The sequence below is a fragment of the Kribbella sp. NPDC058693 genome, from assembly GCF_042715335.1.
GTDB classification, from domain to species: domain Bacteria; phylum Actinomycetota; class Actinomycetes; order Propionibacteriales; family Kribbellaceae; genus Kribbella; species Kribbella jiaozuonensis.
Map to the genome: position 1 here is coordinate 1,556,109 of NZ_JBHXSQ010000003.1, position 18,038 is coordinate 1,574,146.

An 18,038-nucleotide genomic window follows, 5' to 3' on the forward strand; every position below is an offset into this window, starting at 1 on the left:
AGCTGTTAGCAAGATTCACAATCTTCTGAACACAGTGTACGTTATGAATCATGACATCAGCCATCGTGGTCTCTGGACTACACAAGTCGTACGGAAGTACGCACGCCCTCGATGGTCTCGACCTGGAGGTCGCGACCGGTGAGGTGCACGGCTTCCTCGGCCCGAACGGCGCCGGGAAGTCCACCACCATCCGCGTCCTGCTCGGCCTGTTGCGGGGTGACGCCGGCGATGTCTCGCTGCTCGGTGGCGACCCCTGGCACGACGCCGCCACGCTGCACCGGCGGCTCGCCTATGTCCCCGGCGACGTCAACCTCTGGCCGAACCTGACCGGCGGTGAGGTGATCGATCTGCTCGGCCGGCTCCGCGGCGGGCTGGACGAGAAGAAGCGCGACGACCTGCTGCGCCGGTTCGACCTCGACCCGACGAAGAAGGGCCGGACGTACTCGAAGGGCAACCGGCAGAAGGTCGCCCTGGTCGCGGCGCTCGCGTCGAACGTCGAGCTGCTGATCCTGGACGAGCCGACCTCCGGCCTGGACCCGCTGATGGAGGAGGTGTTCCGGCAGGTCATCGAGGAGGACAAGCGCGAGGACCGCACGGTTCTGCTGTCCAGCCACATCCTGTCCGAGGTCGAGGCCCTGTGCGACCGCGTCAGCATCATCCGCCGCGGCAAGGTGGTCGAGACCGGCACGCTGTCCGACCTCCGCCACCTCACGCGTACGTCGATCCACGCCGAGCTGGCCGGATCGCCGAACGGGCTGGCGCAGCTGCCCGGCGTTCACGACCTCGATGTCGAGGACAACCGTGTCCGGTGCGAGGTCGACACGGCACAGCTCGACGCGGTGATGCGGCAGCTGTCCGCGAGCGGGATCAAGAGTCTCGTCGCGCAGCCTCCGACGCTGGAGGAGCTGTTCCTGCGCCACTACGAGGACGACGTACCTGCTGAGGCTGAGGCGGCCGTGCGATGAACGACTTCGTCGGGACCGGGACGCTGGTGCGGCTCGCGCTGCGCCGGGACCGGCTGCTGATCCCGGTCTGGATCGTCGTGTTCGTGATCTCGGCGGCCGGGTCGGCCAAGGCGTCGATCGACCTGTACTCCGACCAGAACGCTCTGGTCGAGGCCGCGCGTACGTCGAACGCCTCGCCGGCGCTGGTGTCGCTGTACGGGCGGATCTTCGACGAGTCCTCGCTCGGGGAGGTCTCGCTGTTCAAGCTGACCGCGTTCGGCGCGCTCCTGGTCGGCTTGCTCGCCGGGATCCTCGTCGTACGGCACACGCGCACCGAGGAGGAGAGCGGCCGACTGGAGCTGCTCAGCGCCGGAGTCCTCGGGCGGTACGCCGCTTTGACCGCAGCGCTGATCGTCTCCGCTGGGACCGTCATCGTGCTCGGTCTGGTCACCGCACTCGCGTTGATGGGGAGCGGGCTGGACACGAAGGGCTCGTTCGCCTTCGGGCTGATGTGGGCCGGGGCCGGGCTGGCCTTCGCTGGTGTGGGCGCCGTGACTGCGCAGGTCACCGAGAGCGCCCGGGCCGCGAACGGACTGACCGCGGTCGTCCTCGGCGTGGCGTACGTGCTGCGGGCGATCGGTGACTCGTCGGCCGACGGCGGTACCCAATGGGTGTCGTGGCTGTCGCCGATCGGGTGGTCGCAGCAGGTCCGCGCGTACGCCGGCGACCGGTTCGTCGTACTGCTGATTCCTGTGGTGTTCTTGGTCGTTCTGATCGCTGCCGCGACCGCACTGATCCGGCGGCGCGACCTCGGCGCCGGACTGGTTCCTCCGCGTCCCGGTCCGCCGCGGGCGGCCGCGTCGCTGCGCTCGCCGCTCGCACTGGCGTGGCGGCTGCACCGGGGCTCGTTCTACGCCTGGGGATTCGCGTTCCTGCTGCTCGGGTTGCTGGTCGGCAACATCGCCAGCAACGTCGACGGGTTCGTCACCAGCGACAGCGCCAAGGAGATGGTGCAGAAGCTGGGCGGCGTGGAGGGCATCACCGACGCGTTCCTGGCGACGGAGATGGGCGTCATGGGTCTGCTTGCGTCAGCGTTCGGCATCCAGGCTGCGCTCCGGCTCCGCTCCGAGGAGACTGCACTCCGCGCCGAGCCGCTGCTGGCGACCGGCGTCACTCGGTCGCGCTGGCTCGGCAGCCACGTGCTGATGGCGCTGCTCGGGACCGGTGCGCTGATCCTGATCGCCGGACTCGGCTCGGGGATCTCGAGTGGTGCGTCGCTCGGCAACATGGGCCGCCAGGTACCGCGGATGCTCGGGGCGGCCGCCGTACAACTGCCTGCGATCTGGCTGGTGACCGCACTGGTCGTCATCCTCTTCGGCTTCGCACCGAAGCTGGTCACCGGCGGTTGGGTCCTGTACGGCGTGTTCCTGCTGATCGGCCAGTTCGGCGAGATCTTCAACCTGCCGCAATGGATGATCAACCTCAGCCCGTACGGCCACACCCCGCGGCTGCCCGGCGGCGACTTCTCCGTCACCCCGGTGCTCTGGCTGACCGCGATCGCCGCCGCGCTCACACTGGCGGGGTTCGCGACCTTCCGCCGCCGCGACATCGGCTAGCTCCAGACCGCGCTGGTCTGAGGGGTCCAGCGCACCACGGCCCGCCCGGCACCGCACCGGGCGGGCCGTCTTGTCTACGATCGCTGGGTGTTGAGTGAGCGGCTGGCTGAGTTCTGGACCGAACGGCATCTGTGTGTGCTGAGTACCGTCCGCGCGGATGGGACTGTGCACGCGACGCCGGTGGGAGCGACGCTGGACGTCGAGGCGGGGCTTGTGCGGGTGATCTGCTCGGGTACGTCGTACAAGGCGCGGGCGATCCGCCGGCTCGGGGAGGCGGCGGTCGCGGTGACGCAGGTGGACGGGCGGCGCTGGAGCACGATCGAGGGGCGGGCCGTGGTGAGCGACGACCCTGAGCGTGTGCGGGAGGCCGAGCGACGGTACGCCAAGCGCTACAAGGAGCCGCGGGTGAACCCGCAGCGCGTGGTCATCGAAATCACCATCACCAAGGTCCTCGGCAATGCCTGACCCCATCACAGTCGTGGGCATCGGCGCCGATGGTTGGCATGGCCTGTCACCCGCGGCCCGCGCCGCCATCGAGTCAGCCGACATCCTGATGGGCAGCGCCAGGCAGCTTGCGCTGGTCCCGGATGCTCCTCGAGTTGCCTGGTCCTCGCCGTTGTCCGAATCGCTCCCTCGTCTCCTGCAGGAACATCGCGGGCAACGGATCTGCGTGCTGGCCAGCGGCGATCCGACCTTCCACGGCATCGGTACGACGCTGGTCCGGATGCTCGGCGCCGACGCCGTACGGGTCATCCCGCATCCGTCGAGCGTGTCGCTGGCCTGTGCGCGGCTCGGCTGGCCGCAGGACCAGGTGCAGGTGGTCAGCCTGGTCAACCAGCCGGTCGAGCGTCTGCACCCGCACCTCCAGCCCGGTCGGCAGCTGCTGATCCTCAGCCGAGGTACGCAGACGCCGGCTGAAGTCGCCCAGCTGCTGGTGGCCCGCGGCTACGGCTCCAGTTCGATGACTGTCCTCGAGCAGCTCGGTGGATCGAACGAGCGTGTACGACGGGCAGCCGCCGCCGACTGGTCTGACGATGTCGATGCCCTCAACGTCATCGCCGTCGAGTGTGAGGGCCCTGTCCTCTCGACCGTGCCCGGCCTGCCCGACGACGCGTACGAGAACGACGGGCAGCTCACCAAGCGCGAAGTACGCGCCGTCACGCTGTCGCGGCTCGCCCCGGTGCCGGGGCAGTTGTTGTGGGACATCGGCGGCGGTGCGGGCAGCATCGCGATCGAGTGGTCCCGGCATCATCCGTCCTGCCGAGCAATCGCCATCGAACGCGACCCCGACCGAGCCAAGCGCCTGGAACGCAACGCTGCCGCGCTCGGCGGGGCAGTCAATGTTGTGGAAGGCGCCGCACCCGCAGCACTCGACGGTCTCGAGTCACCAGACGCGATCTTCATCGGCGGGGGAGCGACGGCGGCCGGCATGTTCGACGTCTGCTGGAACGCGCTCAGACCCGGCGGCCGCTTGGTGACGAACGGCGTCACCCTCGAAACCGAGTCCCTCATCGCCGCCTGGCACAAGACCCACGGCGGCGATCTGGTCCGCCTGTCTGTGCAACGCGCAGCCCCCGTCGGCACCATGACCGGCTGGCGCCCAGCCATGCCAGTCACGATCTGGAGCGTCACGAAATGACGGTGCACTTCATCGGCGCCGGCCCGGGGGCTGCCGATCTGATCACCGTGCGCGGGCGCGATCTGATCGCTTCGTCGCCGGTGTGTCTGTACGCCGGCGCGCTCGTCCCCGTCGAACTGCTCGACCACTGCCCGCCCGGCGCGCGCAAGATCGACACCGCGAATCTGAATCTCGACGAGATCATCGCCGAACTCTCGGCCGCCCACACCGCCGGGCACGACGTCGCCCGCCTGCACTCCGGCGACCCGTCCGTCTTCAGCGCGATGGCCGAACAGATGCGCCGCCTCGACGCCTTAAACATTCCGTACGACGTCACGCCCGGAGTACCCGCCTACGCCGCCGCGGCTGCAACTCTCGCCCGCGAACTGACCGTCCCCGAGGTCGGCCAGACCGTCATCCTGACCCGCATCGCGGGCAGCGCGAGCGCGATGCCCGCCGGCGAAGACCTAGCAGCCCTCGGCGCGTCGGAGGCAACCCTCGTCCTCCATCTCGCCGTCCAGCAGATCGACCGCGTCGTGGACCAACTCGTTCCGAACTACGGCGCCGACTGCCCGGTCGCCGTCGTCGCCCGTGCCTCCCGCGACGACGAGGTGATCGTGCGGGGAACGCTCGCCGATATCGCCGACCAGGTGAAGGCCGCGGGCATCCGTCGTACCGCGGTGATCATCGTCGGAAAGGTGCTCTCGGCAACAACATTCCGAGACAGCCATCTCTATTCAGCCGACCGCAGCCGATGAAGGTTCTGCTGCTCGGAGGGACCGGGGAGGCGCGCGAGCTTGCGCGGGTGCTCGTCGGTGCGGGGGTCGGCGTGATCTCTTCACTCGCGGGACGGACGACGGAGGCCCGTCTGCCTGTCGGGGAGGTGCGGACGGGTGGGTTCGGCGGCGCGGACGGTCTCGCGGACTGGCTTCGTGAGCATCCGGTCGACGCGGTGATCGATGCGACGCATCCGTTCGCCGCGACCATGACCGCGCATGCAGCCGCCGCACGCCGCGAGACCGGCGTACCGCTGCTCGTTCTTCGCCGTCCGGGCTGGACTCAAGGTCCCGACGACAACTGGCACTGGGCCGACTTAGCCACCGCCGCTAACCTGCTCCCGAGTCTAGGGTCGCGGGTCTTTCTCACGATCGGACGACAGGGCCTCGACGCCTTCGCCACCACCGGGCTCTGGACCCTCGCCCGCTGCGTCGACGCTCCCGAACCCCGCCCGGCCTGGTGCACGCTGATCCTCGCCCGCGGCCCGTTCACGCTCGCCGACGAGCTGGCACTTCTCCGCGAACACCGCATCGACGTCCTCGTCACGAAGGACAGCGGCGGCCCAGCCACCTCGGCCAAACTCGACGCCGCCCGCCAACTCCATCTCCCGGTCGTCATCATCCGCCGCCCGGCCCTTCCCGCTGGCCTCGAGACCGTCTCGTCCGTCGACGAGGCCGTTCGCTGGGTGATGCGGCCCACCTAGCGCTGGTCGGGTGACGGCTCGATAGATTGGCGTCATGGGGATTCAGATCGCGCCAAGCATCCTGTCGGCCGACTTCGCTCGGTTGGCCGAGGAGGCTGTGGCGGTGTCCAATGCGGACTGGCTGCACGTCGACGTGATGGACAACCACTTCGTGCCGAACCTGACCCTCGGGATGCCGGTGGTCGAGTCGCTGGCGAAGGCGACCGACAAGCCGCTCGACTGTCACCTGATGATCGAGGACCCGGATCGTTGGGCGCCCGGGTACGTCGAGGCGGGCGCGTCGAGCGTCACGTTCCACATCGAGGCCTGCCGGGCGCCGATCCGGACCGCGCGGGAGATCCGGTCCAAGGGAGCACGGGCGGCGATGGCGCTCAGGCCCGCGACGCCGATCGAGCCGTACGAGGACCTCCTCTCCGAGCTCGACATGATCCTGATCATGACCGTCGAGCCCGGCTTCGGCGGGCAGAAGTTCCTCGACATCTGCGTCCCGAAGATCCGCCGCACCCGCCAACTGCTCGACAAGCACGGCCTCGACCTGTGGATCGAGATCGACGGCGGAGTCTCAGCCGACACCATCGAGCAGTGCGCCGAAGCAGGCGCTGACGTCTTCGTGGCCGGCTCGGCCGTCTACGCCGCCGACGACCCCAACGCCATGGTCGAGAACCTACGCACCCTCGCCGAGCAAGCCACCACCAGCTAACTCCGCCCGCACGGGCGCAACCGACTCCGGCGGCACGCGTAGCAGCAGCACCATCGACAAGCCGGCGAGTACGGCGGCCAGTAGCCACACGTACCGCACCCCGAACCCTTCGATCACCGCACCCGACACGGCCGCCCCGATCGCCGCACCGCCCATGGCAGCGCTGCCCATCCAGCCGAACACCTCGGTCCGCGCCACATCCGGCGTCAACGCACCCAGCCGCTCGTACAGCGCGCCGATCGCCGGCGCCAACGTCAACCCCGACACCATCAACGCGATCCCCAACGACACCGGCGACCACGTAGCAAATACACACAGCAGCATCCCCGCGGACACCAGCGCAGCCCGCCGCCAGAGGTACGACGTACGCCGGCCAGGCAACGCGCCCGCGACGGCACCGCCGACCAGGCTGCCGAACGCCCAGACCGCCTCGAAGATCCCCGCGATCAGCCGCTGACCGTGCTCATCGGCGAACGCGACGATCCCCAGCGAGATCCCGTTGAACGACATCACCCACAGGCCGAACGAAAGGATCAACGGCAACCGGTACCGGTGCCACAGCAACTGCCGCGCGGTCACCCTGATGTGGTGATCGTGCGCGACCGGCTCGGGTTGTCGGAGCGCATACCACCAGATGAAGACGGCCGACATCGCCGCCGCGAGCAGTACGCCGAGCCGCGGACTGGCAACGCTCACAGCAGTTGCCCCAAGCATCGGCCCGACCATGAACAGCAACTCCTGCGCCGTCGCATCCACGGAGTACGCCGTCCGCAGCGCCGGCCCCTGCACCACCCGTGGCCACGCCGCCCGCAACGTCTGCATCACCGGAGGCACCAGCGCACCCGCGATCACCGCCAACGCAGGCAGCAACCGATGCAGCCCAGCCGGCAGCAACGCGATCGCGAGCAGCGCCACACTCCACGCGAGACCCGTCACCAGCAACACGCCCCGCGGCCCACGCCGATCCGCGGCCCGCGACCACACCGGCCCGGCGATCGCCGTACCGATCGAATAAGCGCCGGCCACCACGCCGGCCCAGCGGAACGAGCCACTCGCATCCTTCGCAAGGAACGCGATCGGCACCATCGTCGCGAGCATCGGCAGCCGCGCGAGCAGCGAAGCCACCAGCAGCGACATCACGCCGTGTGCTCGCCACAACTCTCGGTACCCGGACAACTCCATGGCCGCATTCTTGCCGCCTCCACCGACAGTTTCCGTGTTTCTCCGGGGCAGACCACTACGATGAGCCGCGTGAGCGAGCACAAACCGTCGAGAGCTGGCTGACGGACATGGACGGCGTGCTGGTGCACGAGGAGCGCGCGATCCCCGGAGCCGGTGAGTTCATCGCCGCGCTGCAGGCGTCCGGCAAGAAGTTCCTCGTCCTCACCAACAACTCGATCTTCACGCCGCGCGACCTCCGGGCCCGCCTGCTTGCCGCAGGCATCGACATCCCGGAGGAGGCGATCTGGACCAGCGCGCTCGCCACCGCCCAGTTCCTGGACGACCAGCGCCCGGGCGGTACGGCGTACGTGATCGGTGAGGCGGGCCTGACGACGGCGCTGCACGAGATCGGGTATGTGCTGACCGAGCGCAACCCGGACTATGTCGTCCTCGGCGAGACGCGGACGTACTCGTTCGAGGCGATCACCAAGGCGATCCGGCTGATCGCCGACGGCGCGCGGTTCCTCGCCACCAACCCGGACCCGACCGGCCCGTCCCAGGAGGGTCCGCTGCCCGCGACCGGCTCGGTGGCCGCCTTGATCACCCGGGCGACCGGCATCGCGCCGTACTTCGTCGGCAAGCCGAACCCGCTGATGATGCGCAGCGCGCTGAACCGGATCGAGGCGCACTCCGAGACGAGCGTGATGATCGGCGACAGAATGGACACGGACATCATCAGCGGTCTCGAGGCGGGTCTCCGCAGCGTGCTCGTGCTGTCCGGCTCGACCGGTGAGCACGAGGTCGAGCGGTTCCCGTACCGCCCGACCCGGATCGTCGAGTCGATCGCCGACGTCGTACCGCTGGTCAGCGCGCTGTCCTAGCAGGTCAGGGTGCGGAAGCCGTACCCCTGCGCCTTGAGTGTCTTGAGGATGGTCGGCAGCGCTGCGACCGTCTGACTGCGGTTCCCGCCGCCGTCATGCATCAGGATCACCGAACCGCTGTGCACGTTCTTCACCACACGCTGCACGATCGCCGCTGTGCCGGGCTTGGTCCAGTCACGCGAGTCGACGGTCCACACGACCAGGTCCTTGCCCAGCGCCGTGGCCCGTTGCCGGACGGTCGCGCTGACTCCGCCGTACGGCGGCCGCAGGCAGCCCGGCGTACTGCCGATCTGCGCGCGGATCGCCTGGTCGGTCGACATGACCTGTTGCCGGAACGCTGTTGCGCTGAGTTTGCGCAGGTCAGCGTGATTCCAGGTGTGGTTCTCCACGCTGTGGCCGGCGGCGTGGATGCGCTTGGTCAGCTCGGGATGTTTCTGGACGTTCTGGCCGATCTCGAAGAACGTGGCCTTCGCGTCGTACTTCGCCAGGATGTCGAGCACCTGCGGGGTGTACTCGATATCGGGACCGTCGTCGAAGGTCAGTACGACGTACTTGGTAGGTAGCGGGGTCTTGGTCGGTGCGGCCGCTGCCGGCGCCGCTGCGGGTGGTTCGGGCGTGACTGGTTTGGCGGGTGACTTCGCGGCCGCGACCACGACCGTGCCGATCACCGCGCTCACCAGCATCATCATCGCCAGACCGATCATCCGGTTCCCGGCGCGGGTCAAGCGAACATCCATGCGTCCCCCAGGGCGGTGGGTGGCTCACTCCTCTCGTCCACCCTGTGCATGTCGCCGCCGAAAGCCAGCGCCCACGCCGCTGCCGCGTCAACGAGTAACGAATACCGGACGCTCGCTAGTGACACCACAACGGATAGAAGAGGTACCCGCGGGCCTTGAGCGCCTTCAGGATCTTCGGCAGCGCGGCGACGGTCTGGCTGCGGTTGCCGCCGCCGTCGTGCATCAGAACCACGGAGCCGCTCCGTACCTTCGCCAGTACGCGGCGCACGATCACTGACGTACCCGGTCGGCTCCAATCGGCCGGGTCGACGGTCCACAGCGTGAGCTTCTTGCCGAGCATCGTGGCTCGCTTGGCGACGACTCGGTTCGTCGCGCCGTACGGCGGTCGCAGGCAGCGCGGGGTGTAACCGGTCTGTGCCTTGAGGTAGCGGTCCGTGGTGCGGACCTGGTACTTGAACGTGGGCCAACTGACTTTGGTGAGGTTCGGGTGCGACCAGGAATGGTTCTGCACGCTGTGGCCGAGCTGATCGACGCGGCGGGTGATGGCCGGGTACCGCTTGACGTTCTGGCCGACCTCGAAGAACGTCGCCCGGACGTGGTAGGCCTGAAGGATCTTCAGGATCTGTGCGGTGTAGCGCGCGCTCGGCCCGTCGTCGAAGGTGAGATAGACCCACTTCGGCTTCGCCACCTGCTGTTTCACCGTGGCTTGGACGGGTGCAGCCGCGGTGGCGGTGGCTCGTGGCTCGGTGCTCACCGTCAGGCCCAGCGTCGCTGTCAGCCCGACGGCGAGCGCCGTCGAGATCATCAACCGAAGATCTCTCACCACAACCATCCCCCAGCCATGGTCGACCCGGTCCCGGGCCTGTCTCCATAGTGGCCCTCGGCAACCAAATGCGCCAGGGGTGACTTTTACAGCACTTGCGAGAGGAACTGCCGCAGCCGGGGCGAATCCGCGTCCGTGCACCTGCTCCGGTACGCCGGACTCCACCACCACGCCCTGATCCATGAACGCGACCTGATCCGCCACCTCGCGCGCGAACCCCATCTCGTGCGTGACCACGACCATCGTCATCCCCGCCTGCGCGAGGTCCGCCATCAACGCGAGCACACCCTTCACGAGCTCGGGATCGAGCGCGGACGTCGCCTCGTCGAACAGCATCACCTCGGGCTTCATCGCGAGCGCACGCGCGATCGCGACCCGCTGCTGCTGACCGCCGGACAGGTTTCCGGGCCGCGCTCCCGCCTTCTCGGCCAGGCCGACGAGCTCGAGCTGCTCCCGGGCCGCCTGTTGCGCGGCGTCGGTGTCGAGTTTCTTGATCTTGCGAAGCGGGAGCGTGATGTTGTCGAGCACGGTCTTGTGCGGGAACAGGTTGAAGTGCTGGAACACCATGCCGATGCGACGACGCAGTACGTCGGGGTCACCGCGCAGTACCGACTCGCCGCCCAGCCTCACATCACCCGCGTCCGGCTCGAGCAGCCGGTTGATCGCGCGCAGCAATGTCGACTTGCCCGAACCCGACGGGCCGATCACGCAGGCGGTGTGTCCGGCCGATACGGCGAGGTTCACGCCGCGCAGGACCTCGTTGGTACCGAACGCGAGCTCGACGCCCTCGACCTCCAGGCTCGCGGCCTCAATGGTTCGCATGCGCGAGCTCCTCCAGCTTCACATCGTCCTTCTCGGTCGGCCGCCCTTCGCGCAGCCGCTTGTCGAAGTGGTTCACCAGGTGGGTCAGCGGGACGGTGATGATCAGGTAGAAGATGCCCGCGAGCAGCAGCGGAGACAGGTTGCCGTTGGTCGCGGCCGCGTCCTGACCGATCCGGAACAGCTCGCGCTGACTCGCCAGCAGGCCGAGGAAGTAGACCAGGCTGGACTCCTTCACCAGCGCGATGAACTGGTTCACGAGCGCCGGCAGCACCCGCCGTACGCCTTGTGGGATGACGACCAGCCGCATCCCGCTGGTGTAGCTGAACCCGAGCGCGCGGGCGGCCTCGAGTTGGCCCTTCTCTACGCTCTGGATGCCGGAGCGGAAGATCTCGCCGATGTACGCGGCGGCGATCAGCGAGAGCGCGAGGATGCCGAGCGGGTACGGGTTCGGGCCCCACCAGTGCCGGGTGATGGGGGACAGGCCCTGACCGATCAGCAGGATGGTCAGGATCGCGGGCAGCCCGCGGAAGATGTCGGTGTAGATCTTCGCGGGCCAGCGCAGCCAGGGCTTGGTGGACAGGGCGAGGACCGCCACGATCATGCCGAGCACAGTGCCCAGCACGACCGAGGCGGCCGCCAGGATGAGGGTGTTGACCAGTCCCACCTTGAGCATCTCGGGCAGGACCGCCTTCATCGACTCCCAGTCGAGGAAGGTGTCACTGAGCGTGGACCAGATGTCCATGCTCAGGCCTTGGGAGCGGTGAACTTCACAGACCCGCTGCCGGGCTTGAAGTTCGCCGGTACGGCGCGACCCGGGTAGTACTGCTCGACCAGCTTGGTCCAGGTGCCGTCGGCGATGACCTCGTCGAGCGCCTTGTTGACCGCGTCGCGGAGCTTGTCGTTGTTCTTGGCCACTGCGAACGCCATCGGGGCGTCACTGAGCTCCTTGGCTGCCAGGATCACCGTTCCGCCACCCTGCTCCTTGGCCATCTTCTCGCCGATCTCGGCGGGGGAGACCCAGGCGTCCGCAGTACCTGCCTTGAGCTGGCCGAGGGCGGCGTTGTAGTTCGGTACGCGGACCGGGTTGAGGTTCTTGCCGGTCGCGTAGTCGTCCTGGACGGTGCCTTGTACGACGACGACCCGCTTGCCCTGGAGCTGGTCGAACGACGTGATGCCGGAGTTCTTGGTGGTGTTGAGGCCGAGGTAGCCGAAGTCGTATCCGTTGCTGAACGCAACCGTCTTCTTCCGCGCCTCGGTGATCGTGATCGACGAGCTGCCGAGGTCGAACTGGCCGCCGTTCACCTGCGAGAGCAGCGCGGAGAAGTCCGTCCCGACGAACTCCGGCTTCAGGTTCAGCTTGGCCGCCACCGCGGTGATCAGGTCGTTGTCGAACCCGGTGAACTTGCCGTCCTTCACGTAGACGTTCGGCGGCGCGTCAGTCAGCGTCCCGATCCGCAACGTGCCGGCCTTCATCAGCCCGAGATCAGGACCGCTCGCGGCTTTGTCCTGATCGCTGCCGCAGGCAACCATCGACACTGCGAGCGTGACCGCTCCCGCCACCGCAACAACCCGCCGAAAAGCGCCGAACGCGCGCACAAGCCTCTCCTCACAACGTCAACGAACGCAGGGCGATCCGCCCCGCCGAGGCAACCCAACAGCAGAGTCGGCGACGGAATTCCGCGCTGACAAAGGATGAGATCGGGCCGAATGTCTACTCGGCTCGTGCTATATAGAGGGCTCAGCCGTGATGTTGCTCATAGTGGGCGAGGGCGTCGGCGGTCCTGCCGGTCCCGTAGGCCAGCAGCAGTTCGGCGAGGGCCGGCGACTCCGCTTCCAGGGCGGCTGCTGCTTGCTGGATCTCGTCGGCAGACGCGACCTCGCGGAGCAGATCCTGGATCGCCCGTACGACGGCGCGAGCCGTGGCACCGTCATCCACCCGCACACCCACGCCGGCGGGCCAAGCCGTATGGATGCCTGAAGCAACATCCGCCCCGGCTCCACCCGGCACCTGCCCGGCGATCCCCGACGACACCGTCCCCAACCCATCAGGCAGCTGGCCGGACCTCGGCGGGTGGCCGGTTGATCCCGAGGTTGTCAGTCCGCCGGTGGTTTGCCGGATGCGATCGAGCTCGGCCGGGATCTCGTGGTCCCCGATCTCGCTCGTGATCGCCAGATCGGCCAGCTCCGAGGCTGCCCGCAGGCGGGACATCACCGCCGGGTTGCCGATCTTCACCCGCTGCGCGCTGACCAGTTGGGACAACATCGGCGCAGACATGCCGATGAGCTGCGCGAGCCCGCCCTGCGTCAGCCCGAGTGGACCCAGGACGCGCCGTACAGTCTCCCCGAGCGGCTCGCCGTACAGCTCGATCTGCTGCTGGAGGTTGTGCGCTGTCTGGTCCATCGGTCTGCCCCTTCCACCGGCCACCGCGTCGCGATTGCAAATATCTTCGCACCTGCGAACGTATAAATCCAGCCCGAAACCGGCTTGACATTTGCAATCGCAAACTGAAAGTGTTTGCGGCAGCGAATCTCACTGGAGGAAACGATGACGACTCACCAGGGACACCGCCGCCGCCCAGCGGTCTGGGCGCTCCTCGCCATCACACTGACTGCTGTGCTGGCCGGCCTGACCACCGGGAGCGCCGTGGCCGACCCTGCTCCGTCCGGCGGCAAACTCGTCCTGGTGCTCGACTCGTCCGGCTCGATGAAGGAGCCGGCCGGCGACGGGCAGACCAAGATCGCCGCGGCCCGGACCGCCCTGACCCAGGTCGTGACCAAGCTCCCGACGGCCGCAGAGGTCGGCCTGCGGGTGTACGGCGCGACTGTATTCAAGCGCACCCAGCCCGGTGCCTGCACCGACACACAGCTGACCGTCCCGATCGGCACCGACAACCGGCCGCAGTTGCAGGCCGCGATCGCGAAGTACAAGCCGTACGGCGAGACTCCGATCGGCTATGCGCTCCAGCAGGCAGCCAAGGATCTCGGTCCGGTCGGCCAGCGCACGATCGTGCTGGTTTCCGACGGTGAAGCCACCTGCGCGCCCGATCCCTGTGTGGTGGCGCAGTCGATCGCCAAGCAGGGCATCGATCTGAAGATCGACGTTGTCGGGTTCCGCGTCGCCGGGAAGGCGCGCACCCAGCTGCAGTGCGTCGCTCGAGAAGGCCGCGGCGACTACTACGACGCCGACTCGACCATCGACCTCGAGGCCGGCCTGGACCGTCTGTCCACGCGAGCCTTCCGCCCGTTCCGCATCTCCGGTACGCCGGTGCAGGGTGCGGCCCAGCAGGAAGGCGCGCCGGAGCTTGCCCCGGGCCACTACTCCGACACCTTCGGGGTGGACAGCACCTCGAAGCACTACCTGCTCAAGCGGACCATGACCGGCTCGACGCTGCGGGCCGGGGTGAGCTTCCGGCGCCCGTCAGGTGGCAGTTTCGTCATCCAGACTGAGGTGAAGCTCAACACGCTCACCGGTGAGCAGTGTGGATGGAGCTACCCGAGAGGGTTCGACGGAGATCAGGGCCTCGCTACCGGGACCGCCGCAAGCTGGTCGAAGTACAAGAAGAAGAACGACGAGTGCGCCGAGTCCGAGCAGCTGGTGCTGACCGTCAACCCGGGCAAGGACTTCCGGGAGCTCAAGGGCGTGCCGTACGAGCTGCGGATCGACGAGGAGCCGCCGGTGGACTCGACCACCAGCCTCCCGGCGGCGGCCGACGACCCGACGTGGGTTCCGATGCGGGGCTCGACGCCGCGGGCGATCGTTCCTGGTTCGAGTTTCCCGGATGCGCCGCTGTTGCAGCCCGGTAGCTACAAGACGACGCTGATGCCGGGCGAGCTGCAGCTGTACAAGGTCAAGGCCGACTGGGGTCAGCGCATCCAGGCGCAGATCACGGTGCCGGAGATGGCCGGGGCCACCGCCGAAGCCATCGACGGGATCCGGTACCTCGACACCGCACTGATCTCGCCGATCGGTGAGGACGTCTACGCGGTCTTCGCCAAGAAGGTGCCAGGCGGCTCGTACACGAAGGGTGTGCTCACCAAGCGTGGCCTGGTCAAGGCAGTCACCAGCAAGGAGATCCGTTACCTGAACCGTAACGGCGCCAACAACCAGGACACCGGCACCTCGACGCCCGGCGAGTACTACATCGCGGTGTCGCTGACCCGGAAGGACGACGACAAGGCCTTCACGATCCCACTGACGCTGACCGTCGGGGTGGTAGGCACAGCCGGTGCGGGGAAGCCGACGTACGTCGACGGGGCGACGCCCGTCTCGGGCGACTCGATCACGCCGACACCGACCGCGGAGCCGTCAGCTTCGGACACCCCCGGCGATGGCGACAAGACCGAGGCCAGCGGCCCGGTCCAGGGCAGCAACTCTGATTCAGGCGATGGCGACGGCACTCCGGTTGCCCTGATTGCCGGTCTTGGCGGCGGGGGCGTGCTCCTACTGCTGGTCGGGGTGTTCGTGGTACTCCGTCTCCGCGCGAAGCCGGCCACCGCCCAGGCGGCAGGACCTTGGCAGCAATACCCGAACCAGGGCGGTCAGAACCCGCCGCAGCAGCCGCCGTACCAGCCATAGGCCGCGGCCCCATCAGAGTGTCGGTGCGATTGTCACCGTGATCTCTGGTGGGGCAGCGACCGCTGGTGGTCTGCCGGCCTCTGCGCGGACCTCGAGCGGGCCATGCGGTGTCGGTACCGTTGCCTGGGCCCACTCGAGGCCGCCGAGCTGGGGAGTGATCGTGACTGCGGTCATTCCGGGTGCGGTTGGCCGGACGCCGAGCAGCGTCGAGATGTAGTGGTAGAGCGGATGTGCACCCCAGGCGTGACAGTCGCTGCGGGTCGGCTCGGGGTGCTCGATCACGGTCCGCAGGCCCCGGTCCAGCAGGCCGTACCAGAGTCCGAGCCGGTCCAGCAGCACATCGGTCCGGCCGATCCGCTGTAGTGCCTCGAACAGGTAGTGGTCGAAGTACACGGTCGTTCGCGCGAGTGCACCGGCCGGCTCCTGGAGCATCGTCCGGACGGCGGTCTCGCCGTACTTCGCTCCCGCGAGTAGTGCCAGCGACTGCGCGTGTTCGCTGAACGCGCTGTGCGCGAGGTCGTCGGCGTACAGCCCGCGATCGGTGTCGTAGAAGGCCTCGTCGGCGGCTTCGACGAGCTGGTCGGCCAGCTGTGAGTATCCGGCGGCAGTGCCGACCCAGGACTCCAGGTCTGCGGCCTGCCGTGCGACCAGGGCCAGCTGTAGTTGCAGTACCGCGGACACGCCGCGCCCCGGGCCGGGCCAGTCGGGGTGTTGTTCCCCGTCCTGGACGATGCCGGGTGGGGTGCCGGCGTCCCAGCCCGGCACCCAGTCGGTGAAGTTCCAGCCGTGCAGGGCGTGGAAGATGCCGCGGTCGTCGACGGTACGGCGGTGTGCGTCGACGGCTGCGCGGACGCCTGGCATGAGTTCGGTGACGAAGGACAGATCGCCGCGCCACAGGGCGAAGTCGTGCACCATCGCCACCCACCACAGCGTGAACGGCGGGATGGGGGAGGCGTGCCGGGACGGTGTCCGGGACTGGACCAGCCCGTCGTCGCCTTGGCTGCGGCTGAAGGCGCGCAGTGCCTGGCGGGCTAGTGCGTCGTCGCCGGTGGTGGCGTAGGCGACCAAGCACTGGAGGCGGGTGTCGCCGGCGTACTGGAGTTGTTCGTAGTACGGGCAGTCCATTGTTGTTTCGTGGCTGCAGGCTTGCAGGGTGCGGAAGGCGAGTTCGCCGACCTGGGCGAGCCGTGGGTCGCTGGCGGTGAAGGCGGTGCGGTCTTCGTACGGGTAGTGGGTTTCGCGGAACCGTAGGCCGGTGATCGTGAGCGGTTCGGCGGCGGTGGTGACGAGGAGCTCGACGTAGCGGCCGGACTGCCACCACAGGGTGCTGTGGCGCTCGCGGCCGCCGCCGGCGATGAAGAGGTCGCCGATGCCGTCTTCCTCGAGCCCTGGCCGGCCGAACAGCTTGCCCTCGACAACGTCGCGATGTCCTTTACCTGCTTGGGGATCCGTCTCGTAGAGGGACTCCTGCCAGTGCAGTCGTACTTCGGCGCCGCGGCCGCCCTCGAGATCGACGACGGGGTAGGCGCAGACGTACTGGTCGAGGTCGATCAACACCCGCCGACAGGTCCCGGGCGGCAACACCAGCGCCGCACCGCCGAGCAGCCGCTGCCAGTCGCCGGCCTCGTGGTCCAGGTGATCCGCCTGATCCACCACACGATCCCGCGTCGGTCGGCCCACCAGATGCTCCGCAACATGCCGAACCCGAGCCCCGCCAACCCACCGCTGCACCGGCGCAGGCAACCGCGCCGGCACCAACAACCGCCCACCGCCACCAGACCGTCCGCCCGGTCCGCCCGGTCCGCCCGGTCCGCCTGGTCCGGCCGCGTCTGCCGCGCCGCCCCCGCCTGCCGCGTCTGCCGCGCCGTCCGTGCCTGCCGCGTCTGCCGCGTCTGCCGCGCCGTCCGTGCCTGCCGCGCCGCCCGCGTCTGCCGAGGCGTCTGCCGGGCTCAGTCGTGCGCCGTCGCTCGGTCGTCCGGGGGCGCTGGGGTTGGCTGGGGACCAGGTGAGGTTGTCTGTGTTGGTTTGCCAGCCCCATGGGTAGGTGCGGCCGTCGGTGGTGTGTCTGGCTCCGCAGCCGTAGCCGTCGCCGTTGGAGCGGCGGCCGTGGCCGGGGAGTGCGGCCGTTTGCCAGGGGGCCGTGCCGGTGGCGAGTTCAAGCTGTTCGCCGTGGACGGGCTCGGCGGCGAGGAGGAAGGTGGGACCGTCGCCGAGGCTCAGCTGCGCGAGTGGTGCGTCGTCTCCGAGGCTCCACACGCGGGCCGCAAGCCAATGGCCGCCGGCGGGCAGCCGCAGGCGGTAGCTCTCGAACGACCAGTGGCCGACCTCACCTCGCGACGGACCGCGGCCGACGAGATCGCCGTCGAGCCACAGTTCATACCGCTCGTCAGCGGACACGTGAACAACGACCTCAGCCGGCTCCGTGCAGTCGACCCGCAGCCGGAACCCGACCACGTCGCCGCTCTCCGCCGTCCGGATCCACCGCGCCGGCCATTCGGTGACCACGTCACCGCTCTCCGCCGCCCGGATCCAGCGCGCCGGCCAGTCGGCTCGTCCGCCCGGTCGCCGGTCGGTCCCTGATGCGCCGACGAACGGGTCGTCCTCGAGTTGCAACTGCTCAACGTCAACGGTTCCAGGCATCGTCACAGTTGGGCCTCTCGGTGTCGGCGATGGCGGATCA

16 protein-coding genes are annotated in these 18,038 nt (G+C 68.5%); 9 read left to right on the forward strand and 7 right to left on the reverse strand.

Going from position 1 to position 18,038, the window contains the following annotated elements:
• Nucleotides 1-50: 50 nt before the first annotated feature.
• The 7 genes from ACFWUU_RS25720 (at nucleotide 51) to rpe (ending at nucleotide 6,358) form a co-directional block, all read left to right on the forward strand.
• On the forward strand, nucleotides 51-965 hold the full coding sequence (locus ACFWUU_RS25720; RefSeq protein ID WP_380178893.1) for an ATP-binding cassette domain-containing protein: 915 nt from the start codon (nucleotides 51-53) through the stop codon (nucleotides 963-965).
• On the forward strand, nucleotides 962-2,560 hold the full coding sequence (locus ACFWUU_RS25725) for an ABC transporter permease (RefSeq protein ID WP_380178895.1): 1,599 nt from the start codon (nucleotides 962-964) through the stop codon (nucleotides 2,558-2,560). The genes ACFWUU_RS25720 and ACFWUU_RS25725 overlap by 4 nt, the downstream gene beginning before the upstream one ends.
• Before the next feature lie 87 nt (nucleotides 2,561-2,647).
• The gene (locus ACFWUU_RS25730; RefSeq protein WP_137258002.1) at nucleotides 2,648-3,025 is read left to right on the forward strand and encodes a pyridoxamine 5'-phosphate oxidase family protein; all 378 of its coding nucleotides are present in this window, start codon (nucleotides 2,648-2,650) and stop codon (nucleotides 3,023-3,025) included.
• Nucleotides 3,018-4,199 (forward strand): precorrin-6y C5,15-methyltransferase (decarboxylating) subunit CbiE, encoded by a 1,182-nt coding sequence (gene cbiE / locus ACFWUU_RS25735; protein WP_380178897.1) that lies wholly within the window; start codon nucleotides 3,018-3,020, stop codon nucleotides 4,197-4,199. Before ACFWUU_RS25730 ends, cbiE begins: the two co-directional genes overlap by 8 nt.
• Nucleotides 4,196-4,936 carry a precorrin-4 C(11)-methyltransferase gene (gene cobM / locus ACFWUU_RS25740; protein WP_380178899.1) on the forward strand — a complete coding sequence of 247 codons (741 nt, stop codon included), beginning with the start codon at nucleotides 4,196-4,198 and terminating at the stop codon, nucleotides 4,934-4,936. The genes cbiE and cobM overlap by 4 nt, the downstream gene beginning before the upstream one ends.
• Entirely contained in the window at nucleotides 4,933-5,658 is a 726-nt protein-coding gene (locus ACFWUU_RS25745) for a cobalt-precorrin-6A reductase (protein WP_380178901.1), read from the forward strand. Before cobM ends, ACFWUU_RS25745 begins: the two co-directional genes overlap by 4 nt.
• 34 nt (nucleotides 5,659-5,692) lie before the next feature.
• Nucleotides 5,693-6,358, forward strand: a complete 666-nt coding sequence (gene rpe, locus ACFWUU_RS25750; RefSeq protein WP_137257998.1) for a ribulose-phosphate 3-epimerase — start codon at nucleotides 5,693-5,695, stop codon at nucleotides 6,356-6,358.
• Here the strand turns inward: rpe and ACFWUU_RS25755 are convergent.
• Nucleotides 6,323-7,540, reverse strand: a complete 1,218-nt coding sequence (locus ACFWUU_RS25755; protein ID WP_380178903.1) for an MFS transporter — start codon at nucleotides 7,538-7,540, stop codon at nucleotides 6,323-6,325. The two genes, rpe and ACFWUU_RS25755, sit on opposite strands and share 36 nt — an antisense overlap.
• Nucleotides 7,541-7,647: 107 nt before the next feature.
• Here ACFWUU_RS25755 and ACFWUU_RS25760 point away from each other — a divergent pair, with 107 nt between their 5' ends.
• Complete coding sequence (locus ACFWUU_RS25760; protein ID WP_380178905.1) at nucleotides 7,648-8,400, forward strand: HAD-IIA family hydrolase; 753 nt, start codon at nucleotides 7,648-7,650, stop codon at nucleotides 8,398-8,400.
• Here the strand turns inward: ACFWUU_RS25760 and ACFWUU_RS25765 are convergent.
• The 5 genes from ACFWUU_RS25765 to ACFWUU_RS25785 form a co-directional block, all read right to left on the reverse strand.
• Nucleotides 8,397-9,137, reverse strand: a complete 741-nt coding sequence (locus ACFWUU_RS25765; protein WP_380178907.1) for a polysaccharide deacetylase family protein — start codon at nucleotides 9,135-9,137, stop codon at nucleotides 8,397-8,399. The genes ACFWUU_RS25760 and ACFWUU_RS25765 overlap by 4 nt on opposite strands.
• Nucleotides 9,138-9,252: 115 nt before the next feature.
• The gene (locus tag ACFWUU_RS25770; RefSeq protein WP_380178909.1) at nucleotides 9,253-10,782 is read right to left on the reverse strand and encodes an ATP-binding cassette domain-containing protein; all 1,530 of its coding nucleotides are present in this window, start codon (nucleotides 10,780-10,782) and stop codon (nucleotides 9,253-9,255) included.
• Nucleotides 10,769-11,524 (reverse strand): amino acid ABC transporter permease, encoded by a 756-nt coding sequence (locus ACFWUU_RS25775; protein WP_380178911.1) that lies wholly within the window; start codon nucleotides 11,522-11,524, stop codon nucleotides 10,769-10,771. The genes ACFWUU_RS25770 and ACFWUU_RS25775 overlap by 14 nt, the downstream gene beginning before the upstream one ends.
• Nucleotides 11,525-11,526: 2 nt before the next feature.
• Nucleotides 11,527-12,378 carry a substrate-binding periplasmic protein gene (locus tag ACFWUU_RS25780; RefSeq protein WP_380178913.1) on the reverse strand — a complete coding sequence of 284 codons (852 nt, stop codon included), beginning with the start codon at nucleotides 12,376-12,378 and terminating at the stop codon, nucleotides 11,527-11,529.
• 142 nt (nucleotides 12,379-12,520) lie between these two features.
• Entirely contained in the window at nucleotides 12,521-13,183 is a 663-nt protein-coding gene (locus tag ACFWUU_RS25785) for a DNA-binding protein (RefSeq protein ID WP_137257991.1), read from the reverse strand.
• 144 nt (nucleotides 13,184-13,327) lie between these two features.
• On the opposite strand from ACFWUU_RS25785, the gene ACFWUU_RS25790 reads away from it, so the two are divergent.
• Nucleotides 13,328-15,358: a VWA domain-containing protein gene (locus ACFWUU_RS25790; RefSeq protein ID WP_380178915.1), complete on the forward strand. Its 2,031-nt coding sequence runs from the start codon at nucleotides 13,328-13,330 to the stop codon at nucleotides 15,356-15,358.
• Between the two features lie 12 nt (nucleotides 15,359-15,370).
• Here ACFWUU_RS25790 and ACFWUU_RS25795 read toward each other — a convergent pair whose 3' ends face one another.
• Entirely contained in the window at nucleotides 15,371-17,998 is a 2,628-nt protein-coding gene (locus tag ACFWUU_RS25795) for an alpha-L-rhamnosidase C-terminal domain-containing protein (RefSeq protein WP_380178917.1), read from the reverse strand.
• Nucleotides 17,999-18,038: the final 40 nt, after the last annotated feature.